General features: G+C 51.1%; 22 protein-coding genes. 8 read left to right on the forward strand and 14 right to left on the reverse strand.

The features are described from left to right. Positions 1-34: 34 nt before the first annotated feature. The 5 genes from NE619_RS07790 to NE619_RS07810 all read left to right on the forward strand — a co-directional run bounded on the left by NE619_RS07790 (position 35) and on the right by NE619_RS07810 (position 6705). Positions 35-1330, forward strand: a complete 1296-nt coding sequence (locus NE619_RS07790; RefSeq protein ID WP_256131843.1) for an adenylosuccinate synthase — start codon at positions 35-37, stop codon at positions 1328-1330. Positions 1331-1359: 29 nt separating this feature from the next. Continuing rightward, the gene (alr, locus tag NE619_RS07795) at positions 1360-2496 is read left to right on the forward strand and encodes an alanine racemase (RefSeq protein WP_256131844.1); all 1137 of its coding nucleotides are present in this window, start codon (positions 1360-1362) and stop codon (positions 2494-2496) included. 26 nt (positions 2497-2522) lie between these two features. Then, positions 2523-3176 carry a TetR/AcrR family transcriptional regulator gene (locus NE619_RS07800; RefSeq protein ID WP_256131845.1) on the forward strand — a complete coding sequence of 218 codons (654 nt, stop codon included), beginning with the start codon at positions 2523-2525 and terminating at the stop codon, positions 3174-3176. A gap of 16 nt (positions 3177-3192) precedes the next feature. Beyond that, positions 3193-3615, forward strand: a complete 423-nt coding sequence (locus tag NE619_RS07805) for a DUF4430 domain-containing protein (protein WP_256131846.1) — start codon at positions 3193-3195, stop codon at positions 3613-3615. A gap of 465 nt (positions 3616-4080) precedes the next feature. After that, positions 4081-6705 carry a cation-translocating P-type ATPase gene (locus tag NE619_RS07810; RefSeq protein WP_256131847.1) on the forward strand — a complete coding sequence of 875 codons (2625 nt, stop codon included), beginning with the start codon at positions 4081-4083 and terminating at the stop codon, positions 6703-6705. Between the two features lie 79 nt (positions 6706-6784). On the opposite strand, the gene NE619_RS07815 is transcribed toward NE619_RS07810, so the two are convergent. The 14 genes from NE619_RS07815 to hutH form a co-directional block, all read right to left on the reverse strand. Further along, positions 6785-7411 (reverse strand): NAD(P)H-dependent oxidoreductase, encoded by a 627-nt coding sequence (locus tag NE619_RS07815; RefSeq protein ID WP_256131848.1) that lies wholly within the window; start codon positions 7409-7411, stop codon positions 6785-6787. After that, positions 7408-7908: a flavodoxin family protein gene (locus NE619_RS07820; protein ID WP_256131849.1), complete on the reverse strand. Its 501-nt coding sequence runs from the start codon at positions 7906-7908 to the stop codon at positions 7408-7410. Before NE619_RS07820 ends, NE619_RS07815 begins: the two co-directional genes overlap by 4 nt. After that, positions 7905-8468, reverse strand: a complete 564-nt coding sequence (locus tag NE619_RS07825) for a TetR/AcrR family transcriptional regulator (RefSeq protein ID WP_256131850.1) — start codon at positions 8466-8468, stop codon at positions 7905-7907. Before NE619_RS07825 ends, NE619_RS07820 begins: the two co-directional genes overlap by 4 nt. Positions 8469-8624: 156 nt before the next feature. Beyond that, positions 8625-9035 (reverse strand): hypothetical protein, encoded by a 411-nt coding sequence (locus NE619_RS07830; protein ID WP_256131851.1) that lies wholly within the window; start codon positions 9033-9035, stop codon positions 8625-8627. Positions 9036-9225: 190 nt separating this feature from the next. Next, a complete protein-coding gene (locus NE619_RS07835; RefSeq protein WP_256131852.1) occupies positions 9226-10179 on the reverse strand; it encodes a P1 family peptidase in 954 nt (317 codons plus the stop codon). A gap of 39 nt (positions 10180-10218) precedes the next feature. Next, positions 10219-10761 carry a 2-oxoacid:acceptor oxidoreductase family protein gene (locus NE619_RS07840; protein ID WP_256131853.1) on the reverse strand — a complete coding sequence of 181 codons (543 nt, stop codon included), beginning with the start codon at positions 10759-10761 and terminating at the stop codon, positions 10219-10221. Beyond that, a complete protein-coding gene (locus tag NE619_RS07845) occupies positions 10758-10973 on the reverse strand; it encodes a 4Fe-4S dicluster domain-containing protein (RefSeq protein ID WP_256131854.1) in 216 nt (71 codons plus the stop codon). The genes NE619_RS07840 and NE619_RS07845 overlap by 4 nt, the downstream gene beginning before the upstream one ends. A 4-nt stretch (positions 10974-10977) precedes the next feature. Next, positions 10978-11790, reverse strand: coding sequence for a thiamine pyrophosphate-dependent enzyme (locus NE619_RS07850; RefSeq protein ID WP_256131855.1), 813 nt, complete (start codon positions 11788-11790; stop codon positions 10978-10980). Beyond that, a complete protein-coding gene (locus NE619_RS07855) occupies positions 11783-12985 on the reverse strand; it encodes a 2-oxoacid:acceptor oxidoreductase subunit alpha (protein WP_256131856.1) in 1203 nt (400 codons plus the stop codon). Before NE619_RS07855 ends, NE619_RS07850 begins: the two co-directional genes overlap by 8 nt. An 86-nt stretch (positions 12986-13071) precedes the next feature. After that, positions 13072-13968, reverse strand: a complete 897-nt coding sequence (gene ftcD / locus NE619_RS07860) for a glutamate formimidoyltransferase (protein ID WP_256131857.1) — start codon at positions 13966-13968, stop codon at positions 13072-13074. Positions 13969-13983: 15 nt separating this feature from the next. Next, positions 13984-14610: a cyclodeaminase/cyclohydrolase family protein gene (locus tag NE619_RS07865; protein WP_256131858.1), complete on the reverse strand. Its 627-nt coding sequence runs from the start codon at positions 14608-14610 to the stop codon at positions 13984-13986. Next, positions 14607-15839, reverse strand: a complete 1233-nt coding sequence (gene hutI / locus NE619_RS07870; RefSeq protein WP_256131859.1) for an imidazolonepropionase — start codon at positions 15837-15839, stop codon at positions 14607-14609. Before hutI ends, NE619_RS07865 begins: the two co-directional genes overlap by 4 nt. A 9-nt stretch (positions 15840-15848) precedes the next feature. After that, entirely contained in the window at positions 15849-17873 is a 2025-nt protein-coding gene (locus NE619_RS07875; protein WP_256131860.1) for a urocanate hydratase, read from the reverse strand. A gap of 12 nt (positions 17874-17885) precedes the next feature. Continuing rightward, the gene (hutH, locus tag NE619_RS07880; RefSeq protein ID WP_256131861.1) at positions 17886-19421 is read right to left on the reverse strand and encodes a histidine ammonia-lyase; all 1536 of its coding nucleotides are present in this window, start codon (positions 19419-19421) and stop codon (positions 17886-17888) included. 683 nt (positions 19422-20104) lie between these two features. Here hutH and NE619_RS07885 point away from each other — a divergent pair. From NE619_RS07885 to NE619_RS07895, 3 genes are read left to right on the forward strand one after another with little or no spacing between them, the layout of a single operon-like run. After that, positions 20105-21076, forward strand: a complete 972-nt coding sequence (locus tag NE619_RS07885) for a biotin--[acetyl-CoA-carboxylase] ligase (protein ID WP_256131862.1) — start codon at positions 20105-20107, stop codon at positions 21074-21076. A 10-nt stretch (positions 21077-21086) separates the two neighbouring features. Then, a complete protein-coding gene (locus tag NE619_RS07890) occupies positions 21087-21626 on the forward strand; it encodes a biotin transporter BioY (protein ID WP_256131863.1) in 540 nt (179 codons plus the stop codon). Positions 21627-21671: 45 nt separating this feature from the next. Then, the gene (locus NE619_RS07895) at positions 21672-22799 is read left to right on the forward strand and encodes a glycoside hydrolase family 3 protein (protein ID WP_256131864.1); all 1128 of its coding nucleotides are present in this window, start codon (positions 21672-21674) and stop codon (positions 22797-22799) included. Positions 22800-22808: the final 9 nt, after the last annotated feature.

Raw genomic sequence — 22808 nt, forward strand, 5'->3', positions numbered from 1 at the left:
CTGCTCTTAGATTAAATAAAGGAGAAAGTTTTAAATGGTAAAAGCAATAGTTGGCGCCAATTGGGGCGACGAAGGAAAAGGGAAAATCACAGATATGCTCGCAAAGGAGTCGGATATCATTGTCCGCTTTCAGGGAGGAAGCAACGCAGGCCATACAATCGTCAATGATTATGGAAAGTTTGCGCTCCACATGCTGCCGTCAGGTGTTTTTTACAATCACACCACCTGCATCCTTGGCAATGGCGTCGCCCTGAACATTCCTTATCTTTTCAATGAAATTAAGGAAATCGTAGACCGGGGTGTTCCGGCGCCAAAGGTGCTGGTTTCGGATCGCGCGCAGATCCTGATGCCCTATCACATCCTGTTCGATCAGTACGAAGAAGAACGGCTGGGCGGCAAATCCTTCGGTTCTACAAAATCCGGAATCGCACCGTGTTATTCCGATAAATACGCCAAAATCGGGTTTCAGGTCAACGAACTCTTTATGGATGAAACCGATCTGAGGGAAAAGCTGGACGGAATCTGTCAGCAGAAAAACGTGATCCTGGAGCATCTGTATCACAAACCTGCACTGAATGTGGATGAGCTTTTCCAAACCCTTCTTGAATACCGGGAAATGGTAAGACCTTATGTATGCAATGTTTCCGCATACCTGTACAACGCCATTAAAGAAGGAAAGAAAATTCTTCTGGAAGGCCAGCTGGGAGCACTCAAGGACACTGACCACGGTATCTATCCAATGGTAACCTCCTCCTCCACCCTGGCCGGATACGGAGCCATCGGCGCCGGCATTCCTCCTTATGAAATCAAGGAAGTGATGACGGTAGTCAAAGCTTACTCCAGCGCAGTGGGCGCAGGCGCCTTTGTCAGCGAATTGTTCGGAGAAGAAGCGGAGGAACTGAGAAAACGCGGAGGAGACGGCGGTGAGTACGGCGCGACTACGGGCCGTCCGAGAAGAGTCGGCTGGTTTGATGCCATTGCTACCCGTTACGGCTGCCGCATGCAGGGCGCGACGGAAATCGCTCTGACCGTGCTCGATCCCCTCGGCTATCTGGATGAAGTTCCCATCTGCGTCGGCTACGAGGTTGACGGCGAAGTGACGAAGGAATTCCCCCATACGACGGATTTGTACCGGGCAAAGCCGATTCTCAAAAAGCTTCCAGGCTGGAAGAGCGATATCCGTGGAATCCGGGAATTCGATCAGCTGCCTTTGGCATGCCAGAACTATGTCAATGAAATCGAAAAGGAAATCGGCTTCCCAATTACTTATGTTTCCAACGGCCCGGGAAGAGATGACATCATCAGACGCATACCGCTGATCGAGCTTTAATTTATCAAATTGATTTTAGGAGATTGAAGATGTACAAAAAAGCCATCCGGCCGGCCTGGGTTGAAATCAATCTGTCCAATCTGGACTATAATATTAAAAATATCAAAGCGAAGGTAGGAGATCATGTAGATATCATCGGCGTAATCAAGGCTGACGGCTATGGTCACGGCAGTGTTCGGGTGGCGGAAGTTCTTCGAAAAAACGGAGTCAGGACTTTCGCCGTAGCCGCGCTTTCGGAAGCAATCAGGCTGCGGGAAAACGGTGTACAGGAAGAGATCATCATGCTGGGGCTGACGCCTGGCATGTACGCGGACACCATTGCCGCCTACGATATCACACCCGTTGTCTGCAGCGCGTCCAACGCCCTGGCCATCTCTCAGGCAGCCGCAGACGCCGGGAAAACAGTAGCGGGTCTGATTGCCATCGACACCGGTATGGGCAGGATCGGTTACTTGCCCGAAGACCCGGGTGCGATCGAGGACATAAAAAAAATTGACGCGCTCCCTAATTTCAAAATCAAGGGGCTCTTTTCCCACTTTGCAACAGCGGATGCTGCCGATAAGACCTATGCAAAGGAGCAGGAAAAGAGATATAATGTCTTTTATGAAAAACTGACGGAGGCCGGAGTATCGGTGCCCATGCGCACCTTTGCCAACAGCGCCTCAGTCATGGAGCTGCCTTCCGTATACTTTGATGCGGTTCGTCCGGGAATCATCCTCTATGGCTGCTATCCCAGCGCGGAAGTAGATCGGTCGCAGCTTTCCATCAAGCCGGTGATGTCTGTGAAGGCAAATATCGTGCACTTAAAAAGAGTACCGAAAGGCACGACCATCAGCTATGGAAGAAAATTTACGGCTTCCCGCGAGAGTCTGATCGCAACTTTAGCGTTGGGCTATGCGGACGGGTATCCGCGGCCCTATTCCTCAGTGGGGAAGGTCATTGTCAATGGAGTGTTCGCTCCTATTGCGGGGAATATATGCATGGACCAGTGCATGATTGATGTGACGGATGTTCCCGGTGTAAAGCCTGGAGACGAAGTAATCATTATGGGTTCTGATGGGGAAAATACAATTTTGGCGGACGATATCGGCGATGCCACAGGGACGATCAATTATGAGATCGTTTGTGCCTTTGGCCAGCGTCTGCCTAAAATCTATATAGAATAAAAAGAATTAATGGAGGTAAAATTAAAATGGGTAGGGGAACCAGAGAAAAAATAATGGACACGGCAATTGAAATGTTCAATAAAAAGGGCGCCACCAATGTGAGCACTGTGCAGCTTTCCAATGAAATGCACATCAGTCCGGGTAATCTTTATTACTATTTCGATAATAAGGAGCACCTGATTCGCAGTATCTGGCTGGAAATGCTGACGCCAAAGTCCGAAGACCTTTTTTACAGTGAGGATTTGGAAGCGAAGGAAGAGGGATTGATGAATTTTTTTCTTCAGCTTTCGCGAACGATTTATGACTATCGCTTCTTTTATCTGGAGCTTTCCGCAATGCTGATTAACGATCCGGAACTCCGCCGCCTTTACCGGGAACGCGCAGACAGGCTGATGGGGCGGATTGACGAAATCATAACAGCCTGGACAGACCATGGAATCATGCGGCCGATCACGCCCGTTTCCAGGAATTTGCTGATACAGAATTGCTGGACTCTGTCTCAGACCAGCATCACCTATGTGACGCTCCTGAATTTCAGCATCTCCGCAAAGGAAGCCTGTGACAATATCATTCAGCATCTTTACGCATTGCTGCATCCGTATTTTACGGATGAAAGCCAGGCTAAAATGCGACAGCTCTTTACGGAAAACAATTTAGACCTGCACAAATACGCGCAGTAAAGATAAGGAGAGATTTATGAAACACGCTTATATGAAAAAATTAACGGCGCTCACTCTCGTTTTGCTGCTGGTTCTGGCCTTCTCCGCATGCAGCGGCGACCCTTCCGATGACGGCAGCGATGTCAAAACGATTCGTGTAACCATGAGCATTCTTTATCCGGACAATGCCAACAAGGAAAATCTTGTGGACTACAATATGCAGATTCAGGAGGACGCTACCGTTATGCAGATTCTGGAGTCTTATTCCAATCAGGAAGGGGTTTCCGTGGAGGTAAACACCTCAGCAGAGCCTTATGTCACTTCCATCAACGATGTCAATACCGACAGCGGATCGGAATGGAGCTGCGAAATCAACGACAAAAAAAAGATCACCAAAAAGGTTTCGGAATATGAGGTCAAAGACGGTGATAAGATCGTCTGGCAGTATACCGCACTGTAAATTTTGTTCCTTTTTGTAACGGGTTCGTAAGAAATTCTTAAATAAAATTAATTTTTTTTGAATTTCTTCATAATCCCTTCACAAAACATGGCTATAATGTGAATTGTAGATAGGGACATAGAAACATTGTTTCTATGCGAACTTTCCTTCTTTTATTGAATACACACAATACACACTTGTAAAACACCTTGGTCCCCCCAGGGTGTTTTACTTTTTTGTGTTTTTGTTTTTAAATATTGGTTGACAAAAATACATATGCCCTATAATATAATTATATGAATAAAAGGGAGTAGCCGGCGCCGACAGGCGTTTACGATATCGTCAATCTCGATGGGACTTATGTTTCATCCGGGTCGTAATGAAACAGCAAGACTTTTATTGCATGGTTTATATGCAGTAAAAGTCTTTTTTAATTGTATATAATACCTGTGATCTTTACAAAATAACATTAAGAGAGGAATCTATATGCAAAACTATTATCAAATGACAGTCCAGCAGGTCCGGGAAAAAATCAACGGAACAGCAGAACCTCTGTCGGAGAGTCAGGTTCAGGCAAACCTTGAGAAATTCGGCCCCAATGAACTGGCGGAAGAAAAGAAAAAGTCCACGTTACGTATTTTTTTAGAGCAATTTAAAGATTTTCTGGTCATTATTCTCATCGCAGCCGCAATTATTTCCGGGGCTTTAAAGGATCTGGAGAGCGCTGTGGTAATTTTAGTCGTAATCACCATAAATGCGATCCTGGGAACGGTTCAGACCGTTAAGGCCGAGCAGTCCCTCAGCGCCCTGAAAGCTATGTCGGCGCCCGAAGCAAAGGTTCTGCGAAACGGTCAGGTCATCCAAATTCCGTCTAAGGACGTCACCGTAGGTGATCAGGTGTTTTTGGAGGCCGGCGACTTCGTACCCGCCGACGGCAGACTGCTGGAAAACGCCGGACTGAAAATTGATGAAAGTGCCCTGACAGGGGAGAGCCTGGGTGTAGAAAAAGATCTCGCGCCAATCGAGAAAGAGGCAGCGCTGGGAGACCGACTCAATATGGTCTATTCCGGCAGCTTTGTCACCTACGGCCGCGGCTCCTTCCTTGTCACTTCTATAGGAATGGATACTGAAGTGGGGAAAATTGCCACCCTGCTCAAAACAACTTCCGAAAAAAAGACGCCTCTGCAGATCAACCTGGACAATTTTGGGAAAAAGCTGTCTATTTTAATTCTGATCTTCTGCGGAATCCTGTTCGGTCTCAGCGTATACCGGGGAGAATCGGCGGGCAACGCTTTTCTCTTTGCTGTGGCGCTGGCCGTAGCCGCCATACCGGAAGCGCTCAGTTCCATCGTCACCATCGTGCTCTCCTTCGGCACACAGAAAATGGCCAAAGAGCACGCCATTATACGAAAGCTGCAGGCTGTGGAAGGACTGGGCAGCGTCTCAGTCATCTGTTCCGATAAGACCGGAACCCTGACGCAGAACAAAATGACAGTAGAAGATTACTATGTCCATGGCCGGCGAATTACGGCCGAGGAGATTAATACGGAGGATCCCGCGCAAAGAGCGCTTCTTACCCACAGCGTGCTCTGCAACGATTCAGCCATTGCGGAAGGAAAGGAAATCGGCGACCCTACGGAAACAGCCCTTATCAACATCGCCCTGAAGTTGGGAGAGGATTACGCTTCCCTGCGTTCTCAGTTCCCCCGTTTCAGCGAGCTTCCTTTTGACAGTGACCGAAAGCTGATGTCTACCTGTCACCAGATAGACGGCCAGCCCCTCATGGTAACAAAGGGTGCCGTAGATGTTCTTCTGAACCGGGTTTCCCACATTCAGGCGGAGGACGGGATTCGCTCCATTACAGATTCCGACCGCAAAAAAATAGAAGAACAGAATATGGAATTTTCGCGGGACGGCCTTCGGGTGCTGGCCTTTGCCTATAAAGATGTGGCCTCGGATTTCCAGCCGCAGGCGGAAGACGAAAACGATCTGACCTTTTTAGGCCTGATCGCTATGATGGATCCTCCCCGAGAGGAATCCATGGCAGCGGTTGCGGAATGTATCAGCGCCGGTGTCAAACCAGTGATGATTACGGGGGATCACAAGATTACCGCGGCGGCCATTGCCAAACGGATTGGAATTTTGAAGGACGATTCCGAAGCCTGCGAAGGCGCTGCCATTGATCATATGTCCGATGAAGAGCTGAAAAGCTTTGTGGAAAAGATTTCCGTCTATGCCCGGGTTTCTCCGGAGCACAAAATCCGCATCGTCCGCGCCTGGCAGGAAAAGGGCAATATCGTAGCGATGACCGGAGACGGAGTCAACGACGCCCCTGCCCTAAAACAGGCGGATATCGGGGTGGCGATGGGAATAACCGGCAGCGAGGTATCCAAGGATGCCGCTTCCATGGTCCTCACAGACGATAATTTCGCTACCATCGTTAAGGCGGTGGAAAACGGCCGGAACATCTATCAGAATATCAAGCATTCCATCCAGTTCCTGCTGTCCGGTAACTTCGGGGCTATTCTGGCGGTCTTATACGCTTCCATCGCGGCGCTCCCCGTGCCCTTTGCTCCGGTTCATCTGCTGTTTATCAATCTGCTGACAGACAGTCTTCCGGCCATCGCTTTGGGCCTGGAACCGCATACCAAGGATTTGATGAAGGAAAAACCGCGCCCGGCCAATGAGTCGATTCTCACCAGGTCCTTCCTTACGAGAATCGGCGCCGGAGGACTTTCCATCGGTATCACTACCATGGCGGCATTTCTCATCGGGTACCACGGCATATTCACCGCAGCCGGTCAGGGCAGCGCTCTGCTGGGCAGCACAATGGCCTTCGGAACCCTGTGTACAGCCAGACTGTTTCACGGCTTCAACTGTAAGTCCAACAAGCCTGTGGTGTTTACCTCCAGGGTATTCAACAACGTTTACCTGATCGCGGCCTTTTTCACCGGGCTGATCCTCATTACCGCAGTGCTGATGATTCCCGGTCTGCATGAAATATTCAAGGTTCAGACGCTGGAACTGACCCAGCTGTTCACGGTATACGGGCTGGCCTTTATCAATATTCCTGTGATTCAGCTTTTCAAGCTGATTAAAATCAAAAACTGAGGGGTTTTAAATATAAGTTTCGCAAAGAGATCCGGCAGCTAAGAGCCGGATCTCTTTTGTCTTTTTTGCAGGCGCTACGTCAGCACGAACCGGATGGACGGGCGGAAAGGTCTTTTGCTTTCAGCCCGTTTTCTTTTATTTGTCTCCGCCATCCCATCTCTGCTGCTTTCCGGTACAGAAAACGCGGAAAATTGGGTGATACCAGCAGAGTTTCTCCACTCTGTTCATTGAGGATATTTTTTGCCAGAGTCTCCAGCGCCCGGCTCAGGTTCTTTTTCGGACCTTTTCCCGGCGGGATGTCCTTGAGCATAGGCATCATGCCTCCGCCCCCTACCCCTATGGCCTGGCCCCACTTTAGCCCTGTCCGTTGGCACCAGTTCTGCAGGATGGCGATGGCCCACCGGTTTTGGGCAGCCTCAAAGAAGCCGCAGTTAATAATAGCATAAACCGTGATTTTCCTGCCTTTGAGGAGAGTTTCAAGCTCAGTCAGACAGCTGAGCATATGAGACGGAACTCCGTCAACGTAAAGAGGCATTGCCATTACCAGAACGTCCTGCTCCGCCAGCTCGTCCGGCAGGGTATCTCTGCGGCTGCGGATACAATATTCGCTGACAGGCTGCTTCAAAATCTCTTTCAGCTCAGCCAGCAGGCAGCCGGATGCGCTTCCTTCTTTTTTCGGACTCCCGTTGATAAACCCAATCTTCATATCCATTCTCCTTCCAGGGCTTCCCCTTTTTTCAGGAAAGCAATGCGGCCCATGTCGCCGTCCAGGTTAACGCAGTTGGCCCGTACAATGTGTTCGGCAGTCTCCCGCTCCTTTTCTGTCAGATCCTCACCGTAGAAAAACGCACTGATCTTAAGACGGTTATCATATCTGCGGCGATGATGCATCTCACCGCCTCGTATTGTAAAGCAGGGGTGCAGATACGGAATACAGCGGTCCATGACGCTCTTGACCATCGGGCTGAAGCTTCCGTACACGCACCGGCTTATGATGATAAGCTCCCCGCAGAGAGACAGATCCCTGCCCATCTCCTGGTACTGGTCTTTCAGTACGCAGCGTCCCGGTGTTTTCAGCCAGCAGCCAAAACACCCGATGCAGGTCTTAATCGTTTCCTTTGCGGAAACCGTCAGCAGGTCCTCTTTCGCAGAAAACAAGCGCTCCTCCTGCTCCGGTTTCAGATCATGTATAATCATCTTCATTTCTTTCTCCTCGCTTCTTCCAGAAAGGCATGGTATGCGTGATCCACGTTTCGATGAATATCCTCGTCCGCCGTGTCCAGGGCGTCCGTCGCAAGCATGGCCGCAATACCGTGGGTATAGATCATCAGGTCCAAATACAGCTGCCGCGCTTCATCAAAGGTCAGTCCCAGCATCTTCTCTATACTACCGGTTACTTCCGGAATGCCGTACTGCTTGTATATATCCTCCAGACTCCTGCCCCGGACAAATCTGGACAGGAAGAGAAAGCGAAACAGATTTTTCTCCTCGCGCGCGAAGAGAATATGGCCTCGCCCCGCTGAGCCGAAATAGTTCTCTTCATCCAGCTGGTTTCTTACATAATCCAACTGATAGCTCCGGCAATATTCAAAAAGCTCCTTTAAAAGTTCGTCCATATTGGTATAGCTGCTGTAAATCGGCTGGACGGAGCAGCCCGCTTCCTTAGCGACACTCCTGGCGTTAACCGCTTCCAGTCCCTTTTTTCGCAGCAGTTGAAAGGCCGCTGATAAAATCTCCTCTTTTGTGATTTTTTGCTTTGGCATAGCTTCCTCCCGTTAATTATTACAATTGTTATATAACGTATGTTATATCATGAAATTCATTTTGTCAAGCCGCTTAACCCCGCTATATATTTTGCGGACAACAAAACTGCCGGCAGATATCCCATCCACCGGCAGAAAATTTTATCGCTTTCCTATTTATTTCTCCGATTCGTCAGCCCTTTTTCTGTTTCTATAAAGATCCAAAAGGGCTTCAACAGGCAGGGCTGCTGTTACGAAGATCAAACTGGACATCACCTCTATATACACATAATACATAATGATATTCGGCGCAAAATAACTGAAAAGAAGGTGCGCTAAAAGAATTACCATGGCAACAGCCTTTTTTAAGTAAGAATCCCTGCCAAAGCTCCGCGCCACTTCCAATAAAATTACGGTGAAAACACCTACCATTAATGAGCAGAGTAGCGGCGGGGTTATTGGATTGTCAAAAGCAAAATTGTTTGCCAGATCCATCAGATGCGTTTTTGCCCCTGCGTAAATTTCAAAGTAGACCATCGGAAAAACAATTAATACAAGAATATATATGGCATTGCTGATCTTTTTCATAAACACTCACCTTCTTTCTTTATTAGTTAGATGCCAAAGTTCCGCAAAGTGTAACAGAATTTCTAAACGCAGATTGAAAAAAGGGCCCTGCTTCTCATAAAACAAAGGAGCTGGGACTTGCAGCGTCTAACTTGATCAGTCCCAGCCTCCATGAAGTATCAATCCGTAGGGATACATCCTCAAATGCGGCTCATTTAAGCAAACTTTTGGCGCTGGGCAGTCCATACGCCGGGTCAGCTGCGTATACGGCTTTTTTAATTGCTTCCGCCGTAACCTGTGCGGCCAGGGTTCCCACACCATTGATATCCGCAGTCACATCGCCTACTGACAATGCGTATATGGTATCTCCGTCGGCTTCCGTGTGAACCGGTCTTACGGCTCTGGCATATCCGTTCTGGGCCATGGCCGCGATCTTGTTCATCTGGGCTTTGTTAAAGCTGCCGTTGGTTATGACCGCTCCGATGGTGGTATTTCCTGTAAACAGGTCCGTTACTGTTTCGCACTGCCTGTACATCTCTTCTTCTGTGGAGAGGTATCCGTTCTTCTCTTCATTGAGCAGACCCGCAATCTGCGTTCCGGTTCGATAATCAAAGATATCTCCCAACGCGTTTACCGCGACAACGGCTCCTACCTTTAAGTCTCCAATCTGTACGGCATAGCTGCCGATTCCGGTCTTCATCATATATTCCGTACCCCGGTATTTTCCTACAGTGGCGCCGGTTCCCGCCCCGTGGTTGCCGTCTGTGTACGTGCCGCTGCAGGCCTGATATCCCATGGCTTTATCCGGCCTTACCTGCTTGTTTACCAGCTGCAGGTCGAAGAGGCAGGAGCAGCAGACCAGGGGAACCTTAGCAACTCCTGTGTCCACGCCCACGTTCCTCTGCTCCAGATATTCCATAACGCCGCCCGCCGCGTCCAGCCCGAAAGCACTGCCGCCGCTGAGCAGCACGGCATGGATCTTATCGGCGGCAGCAACCGGATTGAGAAGCTCCGATTCCCTGCTGGCAGGACCTCCGCCCCGGACATCGATCCCGGCGGCAGCTCCCCTTTCGCACAGAATCACCGTACAGCCCGTGGCGTTTTCCCGATCTTCGGCATTTCCAATCTTTATATGTTCAATGTCTGTAATGGCTATTTCTTTCATGAAAGCACCTCCTGCCTTAGTATACCACAGCTGCCCGCTTTATTCTCCCCGCTGTTCCAGTTCAATCTCCATCTCCTGATAGCCGCGCCCATAGGCTACCAGGTTCATACCCGCGATACTGGCGGCAAAGTTCTGCATAATTTCTTCCTCCACGGTCGGATAGTGGAGCTTTGGCATCAGCTTCGTCAGAGCGCCCAGCATAACCATGTTGACGACAAAGGGCTTTCCCATTTCCTCTGCGATCTGTGTGGCGGGAACCCGGTAATAGGCCGGATCATCGGCATCCACCAGGGTACTGTTAATCAGCACCATCGCATCTTTTTTGACGGTACCTATGTATTTATCATATCCCATCTGGTTGAAAGCGATAAACACATCGGCCTGGTCCACCTTCATATAGTCGATGTTTTCATCCGATATGACGACTTCTGCTTTGCAGGCGCCGCCCCGGGCTTCGGGTCCGTAGCTCTGGGTCTGGGAAATGTTGTAATCCTCTCCCAGCCCGTAGGCCTTTGCCAAAAGTACGGACGAAAGAATGACGCCCTGCCCGCCCGCTCCCGCGAAACGCACGTTAATCCTCATGTCTGATCCTCCTCTTCCACATTGATAGCGCCATCCGGACAGAGTCTTTCGCACGTTCTGCATACGATACAGCCGTCAGCTCCGGACACATCGGGCATATTGGTGCCGTAGTTGTTTCTCTTCTTCGAATGGACAAAAATTTTCTTTGGGCATACTGTCAGACAGATATCGCATCCTTTGCAGCAGGCCTTATCCACTGTAATCCTAGCCATCTCTCTATCCTCTCTTTATCCCCTGTGAAATCAGCTTTTTTTCCACCTTCTGTATGTATTCCTCAGCCGCCGGATCGTGCTTCAATGTCCCAATCCGCACTTTCCCCTCAGGGATCTCCATCCCTTCCCTGTACTGGTAGGTATGTTCCTTATAATATTTCAGGATGTTTGCCGGCTCTTTTTCTCCGTACACGCCTTTTCCCGCCTGCACCGGGCACTGACAAAGAACTTCGATAAAGGAAAAACCCCTGTGCTCCATGCCTTCGCGAATGGCTTTGGCAAGCTGCACCGGATGGGCCGTGGTCCACCTGGCCACGTAACTGGCCCCCATAGTCATGGCCAGCCTGCAACCGTCGATCGGTTCATCGATGCTTCCAAAAGGTGTCGTCTTGGTGATGGAACCTTTTGGCGTAGAAGGAGATTTCTGTCCGCCGGTCATGCCGTAAATATAATTGTTGGCCATGACAACCGTCAAGTCTATATTTCTGGCAGAGGCGTGGAGCAGGTGGTTTCCCCCGATGGCAAGACAGTCGCCGTCACCGGTAAAGACCAGAATCTTTTTGTCCGGCTGGGCCAGCTTTAACCCCTGAGCAAAGGCCAGCGCCCTTCCGTGCATGGTGTGCATAACGTCCATTTTATAATAGCAGGGAATCCAGGACGAACACCCGATCCCACTTACGCAGGCTACCTGGTCCTTAATTCCCAGGCTGTCGATAGCATCGATAGCCGCGTATTGAATGATTCCGTTTCCGCAGCCGGGGCAGAACAGAGTCGGAAGCAATTCTGTTTTTATATACTTTTTATACAGTTTATTCATTGACTCCCGCCTCCTTTAGGATCTCATCCAATATCTCATGAGGCGTATGAATATCGCCTCCGCTCTTGGGCATGGAAATCACCTTTTTATCTTTAAGAACCCGTTCCACTTCCCGGCAGTATTTTCCTACGTTCATTTCCGGAACAATAATCAGTTCTGTGTTCTGGGTTGACCGCTTCAGTTCTTCCTCGGGAAAGGGCCACAGGGAGTTGATTTTAACCAGCCCGACCTTGAGATGGCTGTAGTCGGTGTGCATAGTCGCCGGAACGCCCCGTTTAACCAGGTCCCGGAACACCTTCAGCTTGGGCAGAATCCGCTCGTCCCTGATTCCTCTGGCCAGCTTAACCGCATTGGCCGCCGGTCTGGCTACGGAACCGTAGGCTACGATAGCGATGTCCGCGTCCTCCATACAATAGGTTCGTATATCGGCAATCCGGTCGGCATTGTCCTGGATCTTTTTATTGATATTCTGAATGAATCTGCCGCTCTGCTCAGCGACATGGCCGATCCTGCGCCCCCACTCATCGTGGAGCTGTCCTTCCACCAGGGAATTTTCACCCTGGAAGAAATCAGCATGGGGCGAAACGACAAATTTCTGTGTGCCCGACTTAATGTTTTTAGAGCCGTCGTGGATGGTTATCTTCTCCCTCATATGCCCCACCACCTCATCGGAAAGCAGGATTACCGGCGTCCGAAACTGTTCGGACAGCTCAAAGGCCCGCACGGTAAAATCGTACATCTCCTGCACGGAGGACGGCGACAGAACAATGATGCCGTAGTCGCCGTGGCTGCCGTATCTGGCCTGGTAAACATCTTCCTGTGAAGATAGGGTAGGCTGACCGGTGGAGGGACCTCCCCGCTGTACGTTGACGATCACGATCGGGGTCTCGGTCACTGCCGCGTAGCCGATGGCCTCCTGCATCAGCGTATAGCCCGGACCGGAGGTGGCTGTCATGGCCTTTTTCCCTCCCCACCTGGCGCCGATGATGGCACAGGCGGAACCGATCTCATCTTCCATCTGAATAAACGCTCCGCCCGCTTTCTGCATCTCAGAGGACATCAGCTCTATGATTTCCGTCGAAGGGGTGATGGGGTAGCCGGCAAAAAACCGGCATCCCGCATAGAGGGCGCCTTTGGCGCAGGCCTCGTTTCCCTGCAATACAACTTTTTTCGGATCACTGGCATTTAGTTCCATATCAAACCTCTTTTCACCTGCGGACGGAAAGACCATTGGACTGTATCCTGTTTTATCTTACGACAAAGCAGGCTCCGTCATTCTTTTTATAACAAATGATTTTCGATAACCTGCACCGCCGGCTTAAAGTCCTCGATCTGCAGATAATATTCCGCTGCGTCGAACAGCGCCTGCATCGGCGTCAGGCCGATCAGCTCCGTGCCGATAACCGGAACGCCGTAACGGGCGGCTTCGGCTTTGACAAGCTCGTTTACCCGGTACAGCGGCGTCACTGTGAAGTCCGTCATATTGATCGAAACCTGCGCGATATTTCTCTCTTCCAGCATAACGCCCATGGCCTTCACGCAGTCCAGTCCACCTCCCGACTGGCGGATAATCTTGGCGATATTGCTGGCGATCTGCAGGTTGTCGGTTCCTAAATTGATATTATATGCGATGAGGGGAGGACGGGCGCCCACGCAGACTGCTCCGCCTGTCGGATGAATCCTCTGTCCGCCAAAATCGGGAATCCAGTCCGGGTCCTTCACCTTCTCGGCCATGCCTTCGAACTGGCCTTTGCGCACCTTCGCCAGATTTTCTCTGTGGGGCGCCGAAGCGGAACGTTCATAGAGGAACACCGGAAGATCCGCTTCCTCCGCGATCCTCCTGCCTACTCTCTTGGAAAGCTCCATGCATTCATCCATAGTCGCCTCTTTAATGGGGATAAAGGGCATGACATCCACGCATCCCATCCTTGGATGCTCCCCGGTATGTTTCGTCAGATCAATCAGCTCCACGGCTTTTTTCGCCAGCTTGACGCTGGCCTCTTCACAGGCCTCAGGGCTTCCCATATAGGTAATCACGCTGCGGTTGTGGCTGGGGTCCGATGAATAATCCAGCAGGGTGCATCCCGGCGTGCTGCGGATCTGGTCCACGCAGGCCTCGATGATTGCCTGATCTCTTCCTTCACTGATATTGGGTACGCTTTCGATTATTTTTGCCATTTTTTCTTTCTCCTTTTATAAGTGTTTTAAGATTTCATCGTACAGCTCTCTGGCTATGGTCTGAGCATCATCATGCATTTTCTGTCCGCCCTTTTCAAAGGCTCTGGCTTTTTCCTCATCCTTGATTCCCGGCAGATTGATCTTTACGTTGAGCCAGGCTCCCTTGATGGCGGCCATGAGATTGAGAATGGCAACGCCCAGATCGCTGGCTGCGTTGGGATTGGATCTGCCGACCATGGTTTCAGCCAGCATCATGCCCTCATAAGCATACTGCATAACACTGTAGGGCACCTCTGTGGCAGTCAGGGTAGCGTCGGCGATGGCCTTGCTGCGGGCAGCCTTTTCCTCCGGGGTTGTCTTTGGCATTTTAAATGCCTCGGAAACCAGATTAAAGGCCTCCGTATCACGGCTGACAGCCTGGGATAATACCCGGTACAAGTCCTCGCCTCTGCGCTTCGCTGTCTGACAAACGTCCTGATACTCGGCATATTTCTCTTTTCCCAGGGTCAAATCAGCCACCATGATAAACAGGCTGACGGCCTGCGCTCCTGCCAGGGCGCTGACCGAACCGCCGCCAGGCGCGGGCGCGTCGGATTTGAGTATGTCCAGATATTCACTGACTTTCAAGTCGTTTAATTTCATAATACCAATTCTCCTTTTTTAATTACTTGCAGGGCCAGGTTGGAACCAAAGCGGTAACAGAGCATCTCCATATCCGGCGCGTCCCAGATGACCAGATCCGCCTGTTTTCCCACTTCCAGCGTGCCGACCTGGCTGCCCCGTCCGATGGCGCAGGCCGGATTGATGGTAACCGCCGTCAGAATCTCTTCCGGCGTCATTTTATATTTCAAATACCCTAAATTGATCGCAAACTGAAGATTGAGGGACGGACAGGAACCCGGGTTGAAATCAGAAGCAATGGCTACCGGTATCCCCTTCTCGATCATGGTCCTTGCCGGAGCAAAGTCCTTGCCCAGATAGAAGGAGGTTGCCGGAAGAAGCATTGCCGTGGTCTTTGCCTCTGCCATGGCATTCAGCCCCTTTTCCCCGATGGCGATCAAATGCTCCGCCGAAACAGCGCCCAGCCGGCCGGCCAGTTGGGAGCCGCCGATCTCTTCGATTTCATCGGCGTGGATTTTCAAGCCCAGTCCGTGATCTTTGGCGCATTGTAGATACTTCTCGCTCTGCTCGGCGCTGAATACCGAGTCCTCACAGAAAACATCGCTGAATTGAGCCAAACCGTGCTCTTTTACATAAGGAATCATTTCCCTGCACAGAAGTTCAATATATTCGTCGCCTTTACCTTCGTATTCCGGCGGCACCGCATGGGCACCCATGAAGGTGGCCACCAGGTCCATCGGGTGAGTTTCATCGAGCCTGCGGATCACTTCCAGCATCTTGACTTCCGTATCCAGATCCAGCCCATAACCGCTTTTAGCTTCGCAGGTCGTAACTCCCAGGGCCATCATCTCATCGAGAAAGCCCCGGCTCTTTTGATACAATTCTTCTGCGTCAGCTTGCCTCGTCTTTCTTACCGTATCGAGAATACCGCCGCCGTTTTTAAGAATGTCCAGATATCCGGCGCCTTTCAGCTTGAGGGGGATTTCTCCCTGGCGGTATCCGCCGAACACCAGATGGGTGTGGCCTTCTACAAGGCCCGGAGTCACCAGGTTGCCCTGGGCATCGATGATCGTATCCGCCGCCTCCCCGGGCAGTACCCCGTCTGATGTAATGGCTTCAATCCTGCCGTCTTCAATGAGGACCGCCGCCTGAAACAGCTTCCGGTTCTCGCCCTGCCGGGGACCCCAGTGGCTGATGCTGCCCACCGGTGTCTGCAGGCAGCCGATGTTCTTAATCAGTAATTTGCTCATGCGCTTCTCCTATTTCACGTATTTTTCCACAGTCGCCGCTACCAGCTCATCGTCCGCCGTGTACGGAATAGTAATGTGTCCGCTGCCGGCGTAATTCTGGTTGTAGGCCGCGGCAGTTTCCAGAGCATGTTCATTTCTGGCCCAGTTTCTCCTGGCAACGCCGCCCATAACATCCCACATCATAGCGGAGCGGATGATCTCATCGACCCGCTCGCTGCCGTCAAGTACCAGGCCAAAGCCTCCGTTGATCGCTTTCCCGATGCCCACGCCGCCTCCGTTATGCAGCGCGCACAGGCTCATGCCTCTGGCCGCGTTTCCGGCAAAACACTGTACGGCCATATCCGCCATTACATTACTTCCATCCTTAATGTTGGCCGTTTCCCTGAATGGTGAATCCGTTCCGCTGACATCGTGGTGGTCTCTGCCCAGCATAACGGGGCCAATCTTGCCTTCCCGGACCAGCCCGTTGAACCGCAGGGCGATCCTTGTTCTACCTTCCGCGTCCTGGTAGAGAATCCTCGCCTGAGTTCCCACCACCAGCCTGTTGGCCTTGGCATCGCGGATCCAGACCCAATTGTCCCTGTCCTGAAACCGTCTCTTGGGGTCGATGCAGTCCATGGCGGCCTGATCGGTAGCATCCAGATCTTCAGGTCTTCCTGACAGGCACACCCACCGGAACGGCCCGTATCCGTAATCGAACAGCATCGGGCCCATAATGTCTTCCACATAGGACGGCCAGATAAATCCGTCCTTTTCATCGTATCCGTTTTTGGATATTTCTTTTACGCCCGAATCGTAAATGGCCTTCATAAAGGAATTTCCGTAATCGAAGAAGTAGGTTCCCTTTTCAGTCAGCGCCTTAATCGCCCGGAAATGCCTGTGGAGGGATTCATCCACTTTTTCGCGGAAGGTTTCTCTGTCCTGATGAAGCAGCTCGGTCCTTTGGTCAAAGGTCAGTCCCGCCGGACAGTATCCTCCGTTATACACATTATGACAGGAAGTCTGGTCTGAGAGAAGGTCTATTTTAAAATTCTTTTCAACAGCCGCTTCCAAAAGATCGACGATGTTGCCGTGATAGGCGATGGAAATGCTCTCTCCGGCTGTCAGCTTTTCATTTGCCAGTTGAAAAACGGCATCCAGATCATCCATGATGATATCCACCCAGCCCTGATCGTAACGGGTCTGGATTCTGGAGCGGTCCACCTCCGCGAAGATTCCCACGGCTCTGGCTATATTGGCAGCCTTGGGCTGAGCGCCGCTCATACCGCCCAGGCCCGAGGAAACAAAGGAATGGCCGGTGAGGTCTCCCTGTTCCGGTACGCCCAGATATTTTCTCCCTGCGTTGAGGATCGTGTTAAAAGTACCGTGGACGATTCCCTGGGGGCCGATGTACATCCAGCCTCCTGCCGTCATCTGCCCGTAATTGGCTACGCCCATCTCCTCCGCGATCTCCCAGTCGTCCAGGTTATCGAACATGCCCACCATTATGGAGTTGGTAATGATAACTCTGGGAGCCGTTGGCTTCGACGGAAACAGCCCCAGGGGATGACCGGATTCCACTACCAGGGTCTGCTCCTCGGTCAGTTCCTCCAGGTATTTTTTAATCAGACGATATTGGAGCCAGTTCTGACATGGCTGGCCGGTCTCGCCGTAAGTGACCAGCTCGTAGGGATAGAGGGCGATCTCAAAGTCCAGATTGTTGTCGATCATCACCTGGAACGCCTTTCCTTCCAAACACTTTCCTTTGTATTGGTCAATTGGTTTTCCGTAGATCCTGCCCTGGGGACGATAACGGTATGCGTAAATCCTTCCCCGGGTAACCAGTTCTTCCATAAATTCCGGGGCCAGAGTTTCGTGAAGCTCCTCCGGCACATAACGGAGCGCGTTTTTCAGGGCCAGCTTCGCCTGTTCCTCAGTGAGCCTGAATCCTCTGTCCGGCGCTCTCCTTTTTCCCTCTTCAAACTCAGGATATTGGGGAAGCGTATTGTCCAGTTTAATCGTCATTGCTCCCGCAATGTTCTTATTATCCAACATCTTTCTCCTCCTTTATCGCAGCGGTCCTGTTACATGCTCCGCCGCGTCTGCGATCTCATTATTTTTAACCATTGCGTCAAACTTTTTCAGTTCGTAATGCATGATTACATCCTCGTCCACAGGCTCTACGTTTTTTCGAATATGTTCATAAACGCTTCTTGTCGCCGGCGCCAGTCCCCGCAGGCCCCGTTCGCCCCGCAGCCAGATTCCCTGGGAAGCCGCGTATAATTCGATTCCCAGCACCTTCTCCGCGTTGTCCAGTATCATTGCCGCCGTTCTCGCCGCTGTGGTTCCCATGCTCACATGGTCTTCCTGGTTCCCCGAGGAGGGAATGGAGTCCACACAAGCCGGATGCGCGTAGATCTTGTTCTCCGATACCATGGACGCCGCTGCGTACTGGGCGATCATGAAGCCGGAGCATACGCCGCCGTGCCGGGTCAGAAACGGCGCCAGGCCTTCCGACAGCTGCGGGTTAATCAGGCGCTCACTGCGCCGTTCCGATACATCGGCAAGCTCCGAAATGGCCATTTTCAGAAAGTCGAAGGCCAACGCCATGGGCTGACCGTGGAAATTTCCTCCTGAGATCACTTCATCCTCATCGGGGAAAATCAGAGGATTGTCTGTAACCGCGTTGATTTCCCTGGTCACTGCGTCGTAAACGTATTTTATGGCGTCTCTGGAAGCGCCGTGGATCTGGGGCACGCACCTCAAAGAGTACGGGTCCTGCACTTTGTTGGGGTTCACATCTCTGGCGTTCCTGCTGCCGTCGAGGAGCGTCAGCAGATTGGCGGCCGTATCCTGCTGTCCCCGGTGGCCTCTTACAAGATGCACTTTGGGATCGTAGGCTTTTTTAATTCCATTGAGTGCTTCCGCCGTCATGGCCGCCGCAATGTCGGCAGTCTTGGCGAGGCGCATCGCATCCCAGAGAACATTGATTCCGATAGCTGTCATGACCTGCGTGCCGTTGATCAGCGCCAGTCCTTCCTTGGCGGCCAGCCGCACCGGCTGCAGACCTGCCCGCTCCATCGCCTCCCGGCTGGGCATGATCCTGCCCTGATATTCGGCTTCTCCTTCTCCGATGAGCGTGAGAACCATATGGGAAAGGGGCGCTAAGTCACCGCTGGCCCCTAAAGAACCCTTTTCCGGGATCTGTGGATGAACGCCTTTATTGAGCATTCCCAGAAGGGTTTTGAGGGTTTGGGGCCGGATTCCCGAGTTTCCTCTGGCCAGAGCATTGCAGCGCAGCAGTATAACAGCCCGCACCACTTCCCTCGGCAGCATATCGCCCATAGCGCAGGTATGGCTGACGATCAGATTTCTCTGCATATCAGCGGCTTCTTCCTTTGAGATTAACGTATCGGAGAACTTGCCGAAACCGGTGGTCAGGCCATAGATAATCGCGCCCTCCTCCAGTTTTTTATCCACATAGTCTCTGGCCTTTTTTACGGCGGCCCAGGATTCTTCAGAAATCTCTGCCTGTTCACAGCCTCTCGCCACACGGATTACTTCCTCAACCGTTAAGCTCTGCCCATTAATTACGATTGCCATAGCTTTTCTCCATTCTTTTCGATTCTCTCCGTTGCATAATTAATTATTTAATTAATATTTATTCATATACAATTTGTACTGTTTTTCCTATAATCCATTATAATAAAAATCGGCCCTTTTTGCTATACCTTTTTCAGTTTTTGGCAAATTCACGGCTATTTTTAAGTTTTTCCAAAATTTTCATTAATTTCTTCAAAGGCGGAAAATCATAAGCAAATTTGTTATTTTTTTAGGAGTTGCTTTATCCAGTTACCGCTTTACTGTGAATAATTATTAAAGTCAGATAATTCAGGATTTTGTTTTTATAGCGTGCGCAGCCGGGCGGAATAGAAATGGAAGGGTTCAGGCGGTAACCGGAAGGCTTTTTTTGCGAAAAGTTACGCGTTTTTCAACGATTCCGCGGCCTCCAAAACGGATGACAGCGTATTTCTTCATTTTTGCCGGCTGCATACCCCTCCAAACCCACAACTTTGCGTAACCAGGGGCCGATTTTTAAAAAAAGTTACCGCAGTCCCGGGATGGAGCCCGGGGCCGCCCGGGTGAATTCCAGGCCTGGAGCGAGGCCCGGCTGCCCCGGGGAGCAGTTGACATCCCGCCCTCCTTCCATTAAACTATACGTTGAAATCAACACGCTTGCGGTCTTTACAGACGGAGCGTCATCTCTGTATTGGAGGGAGTCATTTATGGCCGTAAAAGAATATGTGCTGAAAGCACTGGAAGAAAATAAGGGCACTTCTCTGTCGGGGGAAGCCCTGGCGGAACAGATGGGAGTGTCAAGGGCCGCGGTGCACAAGGCGATTAAAGCGCTGCGGGAGGAAGGTTATCAGATCGAAGCCGTAACCAACAAGGGCTACAGTCTGGCTCCGGACAGCGACATGTTATCCGCTCAGGGCATCGCTGCCCATCTGGACCGGCAGTACGCGAATTTGCCTCTTCACGTATATAAAACCGTGGATTCCACCAATAACGTGGCGAAAAAGCTGGCCCTTGAAGGATCAGAACACGGCACTGCCGTTCTGGCCTTTCACCAGAGCCACGGCAAAGGACGGCTGGGACGAACCTTCATATCTCCCGCCAATACAGGCATCTATATGAGCGTTCTTTTAAAGCCTCTTTTTGACATGAGTCAGTCTGTGCTGATTACCACAGCGGCTTCTGTGGCTGTGACCCGGGCTATCGAAAAGATCTGCGGCCTCACTCCTCAGATCAAGTGGGTGAACGATATCTATGTCAATGGCAAAAAAATATGCGGAATCCTTACGGAAGCCATTACCAGCTTTGAAACCGGCCAGATCGAATACTTGATCGTAGGCATCGGCATTAATTGCAGCACCCGGGAGTTTCCCGAAGACTTGCTGCAGGTCGCGGGCGCTCTGGAAGGAGAATTTTCCAAAAATCAGCTGGCGGCAGAGGTTCTCAATCAGCTGCTTCCTCTAATGGATCACATTGAGGATCGCACCTTTATCAGCGATTACAAAAGCCATTCCATGGTTATCGGAAAGACCGTGCAGGTGCATAAAGGAGGATACTCGACGGAGACTCCCGGCAGGCAGGCGCGTGTTCTTGATATTGATGAAAACGGCGGGCTGGAAGTCCTTTATTCCACCGGCGAACGGGAAACGCTGTCCACCGGCGAAATATCCATTCGTCTTTGAGGACCGGGCTATGGAAAAATACTCGAAAACAACCCGTTTGATGCTGTGCGCGCTCTTTGCCGCTCTGACAGCCGTCTGTTCCTTTATATCGATTCCACTGCCCTTTACACCGGTGCCGGTGAACCTGGCGACGCTGGCTGTTTTTCTGGCCGGAGGGCTTTTGGGATATAAATACGGAACTATCAGTCAGTTGGTGTATATTGTCCTCGGCGCAGTGGGAGCGCCGGTTTTTCATAACTTTACCGGCGGAATCGGAATTCTGGCCGGCCCCACGGGCGGCTATATTATCGGCTATGCGGCGGCGGCCTTAATCATCGGCGCGGCAATTCAGCTGTCGAAGAAAAAGGATTTTCTTCCTGCTTTAGCCGTGGCTATGCTCCTGGGGCTGGCAGCCTGCTATTTTCTCGGAACCATCTGGTTTATGATTTCCAGCGGAGCAGGGCTTTACGTCTCTCTTGCGGCCTGCGTGCTGCCGTTCCTTCCGGGAGACGCGCTGAAAATTGTCGCAGCCTGTCTCTTGATAAAAAAGCTAAGGCCTGTTCTCACCTGAAAAATTGTGGTAAAATAGACCCTGTCAGAAAGGTGGGGTATTAGGGTGAAAAAATGGATTATGGCAATTGCCGCTTTTGTCATTCTGGCAGGAGCGGTGCTTTTTCTGGTTCCTCAGGCGCATAAGGCTTCTGTCGGGACCTCCGCTCCGGCAGCGAGGACAAGCCGTGCGGAAAAAATTTTAAAATCAATGACGCTGGAAGAAAAGGTGGGCCAGATGTTTCTGGTCTGCGTTTCCAACAGTACGATAAACCGGGAGGATATAGCCTCTTATCATTTGGGCGGGTATCTCTTTTTCGCCGACTTTTTCAAAGAACGGGATAAGGAAACCGCGAAAGCAGCCATTATCTCTTATCAGGAGGCCGCCGCCGTTCCCATGCTCATGGCAGCGGACGAAGAAGGCGGAACCGTTGTAAGGGTCAGCAAGTTTCCCGCATACAGGCAGTCGCCTTTTGCTTCGCCTCAGGAGCTTTATAAAAAGGGCGGTTTGGACCGGATCCGCGAGGATACCGCAAAAAAGTCCGATCTGCTGTTGTCGCTGGGAATCAACGTAAATCTGGCGCCGGTCTGCGATATGACGGAGGATAAAAATTCCTTTATCTATTCCCGCACCCTGGGGCAGGACAAAGAAAAAACGGCGGATTACATTTCAGCTGTCATTGGGGTTATGAATGAAAAGCAAATCGGTTCGGCACTGAAACATTTCCCGGGATATGGGGGAAACGCGGATACTCATACTGATATTGTCACAGATGACCGGCCCTACGAGACTTTTGTCTCTGAGGATTTTCTTCCTTTTAAGGCCGGAATCGACGCAGGCGCGCCCTGCGTGCTGGTCAGTCACAACATCGTAAAATGTATGGATAAAGACAAGCCTGCCTCCCTGTCTAAAAGGGTTCACGAGATTCTGCGAACAGAGCTGGGTTTCAGCGGGGTGATCGTCACCGATGATCTGAGTATGGACGGCGCCGCGGACTACAGTCAAGACGAGAATATCGCAGTCGCCGCTGTTCTGGCCGGAAACGATCTTCTCTGTACGTCCAATTATAAGGATCAGATCTCCGCTGTCTGTCAGGCGGTAGAAAGCGGAAAAATCCCGATGGAACAAATTGATGGATCAGCCCTGCGGGTCCTCAAATGGAAAGAGGCCCTGGGCTTGCTGGATAAACAATAAGGAAAAAGG

It is taken from the genome of Anaerovorax odorimutans (assembly GCF_024459955.1).
Lineage (GTDB): Bacteria > Bacillota > Clostridia > Peptostreptococcales > Anaerovoracaceae > Hominibacterium > Hominibacterium odorimutans_A.